11 protein-coding genes, 2 tRNA genes and 1 other RNA gene are annotated in these 12,235 nt (G+C 28.7%); 12 read left to right on the top strand and 2 right to left on the bottom strand.

The features are described from left to right. Nucleotides 1–83 precede the first annotated feature (83 nt). The 5 genes from ACTT9X_RS01350 to ACTT9X_RS01370 all read left to right on the top strand — a co-directional run bounded on the left by ACTT9X_RS01350 (nt 84) and on the right by ACTT9X_RS01370 (nt 4,424). Complete coding sequence (locus ACTT9X_RS01350) at nt 84–545, top strand: GatB/YqeY domain-containing protein (RefSeq protein ID WP_440933903.1); 462 nt, start codon at nt 84–86, stop codon at nt 543–545. Beyond that, complete coding sequence (gene dnaG / locus ACTT9X_RS01355) at nt 545–2,320, top strand: DNA primase (RefSeq protein WP_440933904.1); 1,776 nt, start codon at nt 545–547, stop codon at nt 2,318–2,320. The genes ACTT9X_RS01350 and dnaG overlap by 1 nt, the downstream gene beginning before the upstream one ends. 67 nt (nt 2,321–2,387) lie before the next feature. Then, nucleotides 2,388–4,211 carry an RNA polymerase sigma factor RpoD gene (gene rpoD / locus ACTT9X_RS01360; protein ID WP_440933905.1) on the top strand — a complete coding sequence of 608 codons (1,824 nt, stop codon included), beginning with the start codon at nt 2,388–2,390 and terminating at the stop codon, nt 4,209–4,211. Between the two features lie 4 nt (nt 4,212–4,215). Next, a tRNA-Val gene (locus tag ACTT9X_RS01365) sits at nt 4,216–4,290 on the top strand. Between the two features lie 57 nt (nt 4,291–4,347). Next, nucleotides 4,348–4,424 (top strand) — tRNA-Ile (locus ACTT9X_RS01370). Nucleotides 4,425–4,433: 9 nt separating this feature from the next. On the opposite strand, the gene ACTT9X_RS01375 is transcribed toward ACTT9X_RS01370, so the two are convergent. Both ACTT9X_RS01375 and ACTT9X_RS01380 read right to left on the bottom strand, forming a co-directional pair. Beyond that, nucleotides 4,434–5,024, bottom strand: coding sequence for an MlaC/ttg2D family ABC transporter substrate-binding protein (locus ACTT9X_RS01375; RefSeq protein WP_440933906.1), 591 nt, complete (start codon nt 5,022–5,024; stop codon nt 4,434–4,436). Between the two features lie 14 nt (nt 5,025–5,038). Then, entirely contained in the window at nt 5,039–5,827 is a 789-nt protein-coding gene (locus ACTT9X_RS01380) for an MlaA family lipoprotein (RefSeq protein ID WP_440933907.1), read from the bottom strand. A 105-nt stretch (nt 5,828–5,932) separates the two neighbouring features. Between ACTT9X_RS01380 and ACTT9X_RS01385 the strand changes: the two genes are divergently transcribed. The 7 genes from ACTT9X_RS01385 (at nt 5,933) to ACTT9X_RS01415 (ending at nt 12,233) form a co-directional block, all read left to right on the top strand. Further along, on the top strand, nt 5,933–6,673 hold the full coding sequence (locus ACTT9X_RS01385; protein WP_440933908.1) for an N-acetylmuramoyl-L-alanine amidase: 741 nt from the start codon (nt 5,933–5,935) through the stop codon (nt 6,671–6,673). A 31-nt stretch (nt 6,674–6,704) separates the two neighbouring features. Then, nucleotides 6,705–7,062: RNase P RNA component class A (gene rnpB / locus ACTT9X_RS01390), an RNA gene on the top strand. A gap of 198 nt (nt 7,063–7,260) precedes the next feature. Beyond that, nucleotides 7,261–7,725 carry a division/cell wall cluster transcriptional repressor MraZ gene (mraZ, locus tag ACTT9X_RS01395; protein ID WP_440933909.1) on the top strand — a complete coding sequence of 155 codons (465 nt, stop codon included), beginning with the start codon at nt 7,261–7,263 and terminating at the stop codon, nt 7,723–7,725. 4 nt (nt 7,726–7,729) lie between these two features. Beyond that, nucleotides 7,730–9,211: a cell division protein FtsZ gene (ftsZ, locus tag ACTT9X_RS01400; protein WP_440933910.1), complete on the top strand. Its 1,482-nt coding sequence runs from the start codon at nt 7,730–7,732 to the stop codon at nt 9,209–9,211. A 42-nt stretch (nt 9,212–9,253) separates the two neighbouring features. Then, entirely contained in the window at nt 9,254–10,240 is a 987-nt protein-coding gene (gene rsmH / locus ACTT9X_RS01405) for a 16S rRNA (cytosine(1402)-N(4))-methyltransferase RsmH (RefSeq protein ID WP_440933911.1), read from the top strand. Further along, nucleotides 10,237–10,542: a cell division protein FtsL gene (locus ACTT9X_RS01410; protein WP_440933912.1), complete on the top strand. Its 306-nt coding sequence runs from the start codon at nt 10,237–10,239 to the stop codon at nt 10,540–10,542. The genes rsmH and ACTT9X_RS01410 overlap by 4 nt, the downstream gene beginning before the upstream one ends. Next, nucleotides 10,542–12,233: a peptidoglycan D,D-transpeptidase FtsI family protein gene (locus ACTT9X_RS01415; protein WP_440933913.1), complete on the top strand. Its 1,692-nt coding sequence runs from the start codon at nt 10,542–10,544 to the stop codon at nt 12,231–12,233. The genes ACTT9X_RS01410 and ACTT9X_RS01415 overlap by 1 nt, the downstream gene beginning before the upstream one ends. The last annotated feature ends 2 nt before the right edge of the window (nt 12,234–12,235 follow it).

A 12,235-nucleotide genomic window follows, 5' to 3' on the forward strand; every position in this document is an offset into this window, starting at 1 on the left:
ATCGCAACAGAGATGTATTATAAAATTGTAAAAAAACAATTTTTCTTTTGAAGAATTTTTTCTTTAAAGTAGATTAAAAAATTATGTCATTAAAACAGACTATCGAAAACGAATATAAAAATGCTTTAAAATCTAAAGATAAAAATAAAATATCAACCTATAGGTTAATATTATCTTCTATTAAGGATTTGGATATTGTTAACAGGTCAGGCCCTAATAAAAAAGAAACTGATGATGAGGATATTAAGAAACTTTTGAAAAAAATGGTCAAGCAGCGAAGCGAATCAATAGATATTTACAAAAAAAATAATAGAACAGATCTTTTAGAGGTTGAGCAAAATGAATATGATATTTTAACCAGTTTCTTACCCAAGCAGCTAGGTGAAGAAGAAACAAAGAAAATTTGTTCAAATGTTATTTCAAAAATTGGAGCAAATTCATTAAAAGATATGGGAAAAGTTATGGGTGAACTTAAAAAAACTCATGCCGACGAAATCGATTTTTCCAAAGCAGGATCAATAATTAAAGAATTGTTAAACAAATAATGAAATATCCAAAAGAATATCTTGATGAAATTAAAAATAGGTTGAAAGTTTCAACGGTAGTATCAAAAACTGTTTCTTTAAAAAAAAGAGGTAAAGAATTTTTAGGTTTATCACCTTTCAAAAATGAAAAAACACCTTCATTTACCGTAAATGATGAAAAAGAATTTTATCATTGTTTTGCAACTTCAGAACATGGAAATATTTTTGATTTTGTGATGAAAACTCAAAATTTAAAATTTGGTGAGGCAGTTAAATATTTAGCTCAATTAGCAGGTATGCAGCCATATATGTTTTCAAAACAAGATGAAGAAAGAGAGAAAAAATGGAATGAGTATAAATCTATTTTTAGCAATTATGTAGATTTTTATCACAATGAACTTTTAAAAAATGAGGATTATTCAATTGCTAGAGATTATTTAAAAAATAGATCACTAGGCAAAGATGAAGTGAAAAAATTTAAAATAGGGTACATAGAAAAAAACCCAAATTTTTTTGAAATATTAAAGAAAGATTATACTGAACAAACTTTAGTTGAAACTGGTTTATTCTATTTAGATGAGAAAAAAAAAATTTATATGGAAAGATTTAGAGGTCGATTAATATTCCCAATCAATAATATTTCAGGTCAACCAATAGCTTTAGGTGGAAGAATAATTGAAAATTTAGATTACTTAGCTAAATATATAAATTCGCCTGAAACAAATTTTTTTAAAAAAGGATCAAATTTATACAATTTAGACTTAGCAAGGAAACTCTCTAATAAAATCGATCACATTTATCTAGTCGAAGGATATATGGATGTTGTAGGTCTGAGTAAAAACGGAATTGAAAATGTAGTAGCAAATCTTGGTACGTCTTTAACTGATAAGCAAATTTTAATTTTAAACCAATTTTTTGATGACATCATAATTTGTTTCGATGGTGACGAAAGTGGATATAAAGCTGCCTTAAGAGCTGCTGAAAATTCAATTAAGGAACTTAAACCAGAAAAACAAATTTCGTTTTTATTTTTGCCAGATAAAGAAGATCCAGACAGTTATGTTAATAAAAAAGGTAAGGCTAATTTTGTAGATTTTACAAAGCAGAGCAAATTATCAATTCATCAATTTATTTTTAGTCATTATAAAAAACAAACTAAAAACAATCCATCATCGATGGCTATTTTTGAGAAAAAACTAAGAGAAATTGCAAATACAATTAAAGATGATTTTATAAAAAAATATGTTTTAGAATATTTTTTAGAAAAAATTTCTGAACTAACACCATATTCCAATCAAAATAGTAAAAGATTTTATATAAAAAAAATCAAATCTTTAGATAGTACGAAAAAATATTTTAAAGAAAGTCAGTCATTGACTGGAGTTGAGTTAAAAGAGTTTTCTTTATTATACTTGATAATAAACAAATTAGATTTGATGCAAGCAAACATTCATTTGCTTGAAAATATTAAATTATTTACTGAATTTAATAAAAAAATATTTGAAATGATTATCGAAAAATTGAAATCTAGTTCTCAAATCACAATTCAAGATCTTGACTTAGATGTTCAATTAACTGAAAAAATAAACAAATTTGCTCCAATCAAACATATTTTAAAAAATCAATCTGATGATGATCAAAAAATAATAGAATTATTAGAGGACATCTCTAGAGATTTGATGAATTATGATCTTGAGTTCAGAATCCAGGAATTAGAATCGAAGTTTTCTGTGGATATGAGCGAGTCTACATTTAATGAGTTAAAAGAGCTTAAAAAAAAGCAGAATCTCAATTAAACCGACCAAATTAGTAATGGATTTTTATATAATTGACATTATATAAGACATCCTAACTCTTAATACTGTGGAAAGAATTATTACAAAATCATTTGCTAGACTTATGGGTCGAGGAACTCATAGAGGTTTTATAACTTATGAAGAGTTAAGCAAATCTCTTGGCAAAAGAAATCTTTCGGATGCAAATTTATCCCAAGCATTTATTCATATTCTAGATGAAAATATCTCTTTGGTAGAAAAAAAATCTGATTTTAAAGTTTTAAGAAAAAAAGAGAACTTAAACAAAGAAGAAGGAAAAACAATAGAAAAAAGTGACGACCCAATAAGAATGTATTTAAGAGAAATGGGAGGAGTTGAATTACTTTCTAGAGAGGGTGAAATAGCAATAGCAAAAAGAATTGAAGCGGGGAAAGATGTCATGCTTATAGCACTTTCTCAAAGCCCAGTTACTGCTCAACAATTTTTTGAGTGGAACGATCAACTTCTTAAAGATGAAATTTTAGTAAGAGAAATTATTGATATTGATACCAATTATATGGAAGATGAAACCACTGGTCCAAGTGCAAAACAAAAAAATGCAGGTGAAACTGATAAAGATGAAGGTTCATCAGACGAGGATGAGGATTTTAATCCTACTTTGGCTGCAATGGAGACTGAAATTAAACCCAAAGTTTTAAAAACAATTAATACTCTTACAAAGGAATACACAAAATTGATTAGGTATCAAAAAGAAAAACTTCAATGTGTTTTAGATGCAAAAATTTTCTCTCCAGCAAAGGAAAAAGGATATGAGAAAATTGTAAATGATATCTTAGAAAATATAAAATCTTTGCAATTATCACCATCAGTTTTAGAAGAATTAGTGCAAAAGCATTACTTAGAAAATAAAAAAATAATATCCCTAGAAGGTAATTTACTTAGACTAGCAATGGATAGCAATATACCAAGAAATGAGTTTATTAAATTTTATTTAGGTAATGAAATTAATCCTAATCTTAAAAAGTTTTTAGATACTAATTCAATATGGAAGCAGTTTTTTAATAAAAATAAAGATGAGTTTAAAAATATAAGAGAGAGGCTAGTTGAAATAAGTTATAAACTTGGAATTTCAGTGACAGACTTTAAGAAATTAGTTAGTAGAATTCAAAAAGGAGAAAAAGAGTCAAGAATAGCAAAAAAAGAAATGGTAGAGGCTAATTTGAGATTAGTTATATCAATTGCAAAAAAATATACAAACAGAGGGCTCCAATTTTTAGACTTAATTCAAGAGGGAAATATTGGATTGATGAAGGCAGTAGATAAATTTGAGTATAGAAGAGGTTATAAATTTTCAACTTATGCGACATGGTGGATAAGACAAGCGATAACAAGATCAATTGCAGATCAAGCTAGAACTATTCGTATTCCTGTTCATATGATTGAAACAATTAATAAGATTGTGAGAACACAAAGATTAATTTTAAGTGAATTTGGTAGAGAAGCCACCCCAGAAGAATTGGCTCAAAAACTTCGAATGCCATTAGATAAAGTTAGAAAAGTTTTGAAAATATCGAAAGAACCTGTTTCACTTGAAAAGCCTGTGGGAGATGAAGAAGACAGTAGTTTAGGTGATTTTATTGAAGACACAAAAGCTTTGGCGCCTCTTGAACAAGCAATTAAATCTAATTTAGGAGAAGCAACTACAAAGATTTTATCTACTTTAACCCCTAGAGAAGAAAGAGTTTTAAGGATGAGGTTCGGTGTTGGTATGAACACAGATCATACATTGGAAGAAGTTGGATTACAATTCTCTGTTACAAGAGAGAGAATAAGACAAATTGAAGCTAAAGCTTTAAGAAAATTGAAACATCCTAGTAGATCAAAACAATTAAAAAGTTTCTTAGAAAGCTAGTTCTGGGCCGTTAGCTCAATAGTAGAGTACTGCATTGACATTGCAGGGGTAGTTGGAGCGTAACCAACACGGCCCACCATTTTAATTATCTTTAATTGATTACTTTGAAAAAATGATATAACTAAACTAATTTGATGGGCCTGTAGCTCAGTTGGTTAGAGCAGTACACTCATAATGTATTGGTCCCAGGTTCGAGTCCTGGCGGGCCCACCACTAACTTAACTAATTTTTGGAAAATTCCTCTAATGTTTTAAAAAGAGCATTAATATCATTTTCATTAGAATTTAGTATTGACGAAAATTCCTCTTTTTGAGTTCTAGCTAAACTAAGGCCCTCAATTATTAAATCTCTTATTAATGGATTATCAGGATTTTTTGTATAAATTCTCCAATCAATTTTAACTTCTGGCCTTTCTGAGGTACCAACTAGTATACTATTTACTATTGTATAATTTTTATTCAAAACTTGCTTATTGTTAACTTCTATTTCTGGATTAGTATACTCAGCCAACCTGCTTGAGAAACTTTTTAGAAAATAAGCTTCAAATAATTTAGAGTATTTTTCTTTTTGATCTTCATTTAAGGTTTTTCTCGCAGATCCTAATGAATAATATCCAACACCTTTTATATCCACAGTTTTTTTTGCTATTTCTTTTAATTTGTTTATTTTCTCAATTCTTGAAATGTTTTCTGAAAGTATTTGAGAAGCTCTATTTACAGTTGATTGCACAAAAACATCCGGTTCAATTGAGTAAACAAAATTTGAATTAATATTAAAAATAAAAATAATTATTAGAATTTTTTTAAAATTCATTATTTTAATAATATTTATTGGGACTTTATTTCTTCCCAATCACTATCATCTTGGGTTTGAATGATTTTGTTTGCATTTATAATTTTTTGCTGCCTATCTTGTAAATATAAACTTTTTACTGAAGCATAAAAATCAATAGAATTTTTTTCTAGATTTTCAATTGCATCATAATTTTTGGCTCTAAAATCTATTCCAGACATAACTCCTGAAGCATAATAATCAAAGTCACTGAAATGTTGTGTGTCATTCTTAACTGTAACATTATACCAAGCATCTCCTCCCATAAAATTTGCAAGTGATGCAGTTGCATCACGAACTGTACTTGGTCCTAAAACTGGTAAAACCAAATAACAACCTGGTCCAACACCCATTGTTGCAAGCGTTTGACCATAATCTTCTTTTTCATATTCTGGAAACCCCAAGTGTTCAGCAACGTCTATCAACCCCAAGACACCTACAGTGCTATTAATAATAAATCTTCCAGAGTTTACTCCAGCCATTTTTAAATCTCCCTGTAAAATATTATTAGGAATTGTTATTAGGTTTGATAAATTATTTAATGAATTACTTACTCCATTTTTAACTGGTGAGGGTAAAACTCTGTACATTTTTGCAACAGGCTTAAACAAAACTCCGTCTAAAGCTTGGTTAAAAGCAAAAGTAGTTCTATTTAACGTCTCAAAACAATCTTTAATTTCAGAGGGTTGATTTTTTTTTAATACTAATTCGCCATCTGAACCTGCATTAGCTTTAAACCCTGACAATAAAATTATGGCAGAAATTATTAGTAATTTTTTAAACATAGCTGTTTATATAATATATAAAATTTTAAAGTAAATTAAGAAATATTTTACAAAAATGACAACAAAATGTCTATAAAGTAGCCTAAATTGTTATTTAAATTGAAAATGAATACAACTCTGAATTACTCACCAAATTTTGATAAGAAAAAAAGAAAAGGAAAACAAATAAAATTCATCATCTTTCATTACACCGGAATGAAAAGGGAAAATGATGCAATAAATAAATTAACTGATAAAAACTCAAAAGTTAGCTGCCATTATTTTATTAAAAATAATGGTGAAATATTAATTTTAGTTCCTGAGTCATACACCGCGTGGCATGCAGGTATTTCATGTTGGAAAAAATTTAAATCAATAAACAAGTTTTCAATTGGAATTGAGTTAAGTAATCCGGGTCATGATAATAAATACAAAAAATACTCAAAAAAACAAATTAATTCTTTGCTAAAATTAAGTAGATTATTAATTCAAAAGTATAAAATTAATCCATACTCTTTCTTGGGGCACTCAGATATTGCACCAAATCGAAAAAAAGATCCTGGTGAAAAATTTCCTTGGAAATATTTATCAAAATATAAAATTGGAATTTGGCATAATTTAAATCAAAACTTAATTATAAAAAAAAGAAAAATACAGATAGAAAAAAAAGATAAATTAAAATTTTTTAAAAATTTATCTAAAATAGGATATCCTTTAATAAAATCTATTTATGATACTAAATATACAAGATTGATAATAGAAGCATTTCAAAGAAGATTCAGACAAGAATTGATTAATGGTATTGTTGATTTAGAGTGCTTGGTCATAAGTAATAACTTAGTGAAAAAATTAAAAAAATTAACTTGAAATTTTAAATTTTATTTATAAGTTGTATTTGCCAGATAAATGACTTATCGCTTTAAAAAAAATTTAAAGAGGAAAGTCCGGGCTCTACAAGGACACAGTGCCAGGTAATACCTGGCGGGGGAAACCCTAGGGATAGTGCCACAGAAAATAAACCGCCATAACATGGCAAGGGTGAAAAGGTGTGGTAAGAGCGCACCGGTTCTATTGGTAACAATGAACGCTGGAAAACCCCACTGGGAGCAAGACTAAGTAGAGACGACACTGTTGAAAAACAAAAAGCCGTCCTTGGCTAGTCGTCAGGGTTAGTTGCTTGAGCTTTAGAGTGATTTAAAGCCTAGACAAATGATAAGTTTAAAGGACAGAACCCGGCTTATAGTTTATCTGGCCTTCAACATATACAATCTAAAATTAGTTTATTAAATTATCGAATATAAGTTTCTTTGTTTGTTCTCATTTTTATACTTTAGAGCCAATTTTCTTTCCATATTAAAGAATTATAGCATCAAAATATTAGCTATTGACGTATGGTTATAAAACCCATAATATCCCATAAATTCCCAATATAATGGGAAAAAAATTTATGTTTTATGTTTTTATCAACATACGAAAACAAATTAGACAAAAAAGGGAGAGTATCTGTGCCTGCTAGTTTTAGGTCACACTTATCAAATTTAGGATACAACGGAGTTATTTGTTATCCGTCTTTCAATAATTTTTCATTAGAAGCTTGTTCTCAAGACAGAATTGAAAAAATTTCTTCGGTAATAGATTCCTTAAACCCTTTTGAGGAAAAAAGAGATTATTTTGCTACATCTATTTTAGCTGAGAGTATTAATTTACAATTTGATAGTGAGGGTAGAATAACACTTCCATCTAAATTATTAAAACACGCTAAAATTAAAAATAGCATATTGTTTGTTGGGCAAGGTCAAACCTTCCAAATTTGGGAACCAAAAGCATTTGAAAAATTTAAGATAACAGCAAGAAAAAAAGCTAATATTAATCGAGCAAGTCTTAAATGGGAAAAACGCTTAAACAACAATGAGGGGTAATAAGATGACAATTAACTTTAAAACACCAGAGATAAAAGAATTACAACCACGACTATTAGTATTAGGTGTTGGTGGAGCAGGTGGAAACGCAATTAATGAAATGATTGAAAACAACATGCAAGGAGTAGAATTTATTGCAGTTAATACAGATGCTCAGGATTTAAAGTTAAGTAAAGCAAAATCAAGAATTCAAATAGGTTTAAATTTAACAAAAGGTTTAGGAGCAGGTGCAAAACTTGATATTGGTCAAGCTGCAGCTGATGAGTCTTTAAATGATATTGTTAATACACTGCAAGGTGCAAACATGGTTTTTATCGCAGCCGGTATGGGTGGTGGAACGGGTACTGGTGCTGCCCATGTCATCGCAAGAGCTGCTAAAGAATTAAATATACTGACTGTAGGTGTTGTGACTCTTCCATTTTTATACGAAGGCCCCTCTAGAATGAGAAGAGCACAACAAGGGTTGGAAGAGTTAAGAAAACATGTTGATACAATAATTGTTATTCCTAACCAAAATTTATTTAAAATAGCCAACGAACAGACAACTTTTGAGGAGTCATTTAATCTCTCAAATAATGTTTTGATGCATGGTGTTCAAAGTATAACAGATTTAATGGTTAGACCTGGTTTAATTAACCTAGATTTTGCTGATGTTGAAACTGTTATGGCAGCGATGGGTAAAGCTATGATGGGAACAGGAGAAGCTGAAGGAGAAGGTAGAGCTCTTAAAGCAGCAGAGATGGCAATTAGCAATCCATTAATAGATGACTATACTTTAAAAGGTGCGAAGGGTTTATTGGTAAATATTACCGGCGGTAAAGATCTTAAACTTTTTGAAGTTGATGAGGCTGTAAATAAAGTTAGAGCTGAAGTTGATCCTGAAGCAGAATTAATTATTGGTGCAATTACCGATACAGAACTTGATGGAAAAATGAGAGTTTCAATTGTTGCAACATCATTAGATGGGCAACAGCCTGAGTCAAAATCAGTAGTAAATATGGTTCACCGAATTCAAAACCGTAATCCTGGTTACTCTGATTTTTCAAATATTGGATCCTCTCAATCTTTCAATTTTTCAAACACAACAAAATCAAATCCAATTACACATGGTGCTAATGCCTTAAAGCTTGAAAATGAGATTATTCAAGAACAGCAAACTGAAAGCTCTCATAATCAAATGATGAATGAAGAAATTGTTCAAAATGCTAGCATGGAGAGCGAAAGTATAGTTGAAGATAGTTCAGTTAATGAAATGGAGAAATCTTTTGCTCAAGAAGCTATGGAAACTACCCATGAAGATCATCAAGATATTAACAACGAAGAAGAAACTTCTAATGATTTAAAAGAATTCGGAGTTGACTCAGATGCACCAGATTTATTTAGTTCAGAAACTGATAATTCAAGCCCTAAAGATTTACTGACATCAGATGAAGAGGAAGAAGATGATCTTGAAATACCAGCATTCTTAAGAAGACAAAAAAATTAATGGTCTTCAAAGAAATAAATGGACGCCACCATAGTATCGAAAATGCAAAAGCATTATCCGGTGCTGCTAAAAGAAATTATTAGCGTTATTTCCCCTCAACATGGTGGCACATTTATCGATTGTACATTCGGTCAAGGCGGTTATACCAAAAAAATTTTAGATTTTGAAAATACAAATGTAATAGCTCTTGATAGAGATAAAGAGAGTGAAAAAATTGCTACTCAATTAAAAAAAAACTTTGAAGATAGATTTATTTTTAAAAATATTAAATTTAGTCAATTAAATAATTTAAAGCTTAAAAATGAAAATATAAGAGGAGTAATTTTTGATCTCGGTTATTCCTACACTCAAATTAAAGATCCAAAAAAAGGATTATCTTTCGATGCTGATGGTCAATTAAATATGCAATTGGGATTAAATAGTTATTCAGCAGATGATGCAATTAATAAACTTGATCAAAAGGAATTAGAAAAAATTTTTAAATTTTTTGGAGATGAAAAAGAAGCAAAATATATTTCAAGAAATATTATTAAAGAGAGATCTAAAAATAAAATTGATACTAAATCATTAGTAGAAATTATTGACAAATCAAAAATAAGGAAAAATTTCAAAGTTCATAATGCAACCAAGGTATTTCAGGCTCTTAGAATATTTGTAAATAAAGAAATAAGTGAGCTAATTTTTGGACTTATTAATGCTGCTAAAGTGTTAAAAAAAGGAGGGATTTTAGGGGTAGTTACATTTCATTCTTTAGAGGATAAAATAGTAAAATATTTTTTTAAAAGTCTCTCCGAAAATAAAAGTATTTCACGATATAGCCCTGTTGTAAAACAAGCAGATACATTATTTAACTTAATACAAAAAAAACCAATAACTCCTTCGGATGAAGAGATAATTGAAAATCCACCATCCAGATCTGCTAAATTTAGATATGCAATAAAAAAAACTGATTTTTATAATTTTGATACTGATATAGAGGAGCAGTTTAAAAATTATATTGAAATTGAAAATTATGGATACAAATTATGAAAAAATTTGTTCTAGCAGCTGTAATTTTTTTTTTAGTCTTATCAACTGCAATAATAAAAAATACGACTAAACAGATCGAAGATGAAATATTTACAGCAAAAGAGAATATTAGAGTTTTAAAGTCTGAATTTGAAAATATATCCTTGGAGTATGATTATTTAAGTTCTGCAGAAAGATTACTCGAATATCAATCACAGTATTTTGAGGATGAGTTAATTCAAAAAAATATTAACGACATAAAAATCTATAATATTTCAGATGATATAAATAAGATCCAAAATTTTAAAATTATTAAAGAGTAATGGCTGATAATAAATCTAGATTAACCATAGAAGACTATAAAAGCGATTTTATATTTAAGAAAAAAGAGAATGGGTTAAATATTCAATTTAATCGTGTAGCATTTATTTTCTTTGTTTTTTTTATTATATATTTGATTTACACAATACACCTTGTTCACTTAGGTTCACGAAAGAGTAAATTTGAAAAAATAAATAATCTTCCTGCATCAAAAAATCAGCTTTATCGAGCAGACATCATTGATATTAATGGAAATTATCTAGCAAAGACAGTTAAATCGATTGATATTGGTTTAAAAACTTCAGATATAATCAATGAAAAAAAATTACTTCTAAGTTTAAATATTATTTTTCCTGATAAAAATTTTGCTGAAGTTAAAAAAAAAATAAAAACTAAGAAATTTTTTTATTTAGAGAAGAAAATTTCAGAAGAAAATTATGAAAAAATAATGAAATTAGGGGACAAATCTTTAGTTCCAGAGGAAAGAGTTTTAAGAATGTATCCACAAAAAAATCTTTTTAGTCATGTTTTAGGTCAGATAGATAATGATAATAATGGTATTTCTGGATTAGAAAAATCTTTAAATGATGAACTTAGAAAATCTAAAGAGTCAATTAAACTTACTTTAGATAAAGATATTCAATTTTTAATTAGAAAAGAATTAATTAAATATCAGGAAATTTTTAAAAGCAAAGGTAGTGCAGCTATTTTAATGGATGTTAATAATGGCAATATTTTATCGTTAGTTTCTTTGCCAGATTTCAATCCAAATGAAAGACAAAATATTACAGATGTAAATTATATTAACAGGGTAACTAAAGGGACATATGAACTTGGGTCTGTATTTAAAGCATTTACTTTTGCTAGCGCCTTAAATGAAAAGGTAATTAAACCAGAGACTGAATTTTTAGATTTACCCAAATCAATTAAATGTGACAAATACAGGATAGGTGAGTACGACAATGAAATACCATCAGATTTAACTGCTGAGCAAATTTTAGTTAGATCTGGAAATATAGGATCTGTCAGAATTGCTCAAAAAATTGGTGCAGAAAAATTCAAATTATTTTTAGAAAAAGTTGGCGTGTTAAGTGATATTGATTTTGATATTGAAGAAGTTGCTCCTCAAAAAAATTATGATTTTGGAAAATGCAGATTGGCTACAGCTTCCTTTGGACACGGAATAGCAACTACAATTCTTCAATTAGCAAAAGGTTATTCTGTTCTATCAAATGGTGGTTATGAAATTAACCCAACATTAATTTATAAAGAAAACAATTTTAATAAAAAAAATGAAAGAATATTAAATAGAGGTATTTCAGAACAAGTTGTTAGCGCGTTAAGAAAAATTGTAAATACTGAGGAAGGAACAGCTAAATTTGCAGACGTTCAAAATTATGAAATTGGTGGAAAAACAGGAACCGCTGATCAACCTGAGGGAGGAGCATATTCAGAGGCAAAAATAAATACTTTTGCTTCTATTTTTCCAACATCAAATCCACAATTTGTTTTTGTTGTTATGCTCGATACGCCAAAAAAATCTAAAGATTATTATTATAAGTATAGACATAGAAAAGGAGGGTGGAAAGGTACACTTTATAATACTGCTGGTTGGACCTCGGTAGAGGTAGCTGGAAAAGTTATGGATAAAATTGGGCCTATTTTAGCCACAAAATATATAGAGGTTAATTAATT

This window comes from Candidatus Pelagibacter sp. (assembly GCF_052049855.1).
In the GTDB taxonomy this organism is placed as follows: Bacteria; Pseudomonadota; Alphaproteobacteria; order Pelagibacterales; family Pelagibacteraceae; genus Pelagibacter.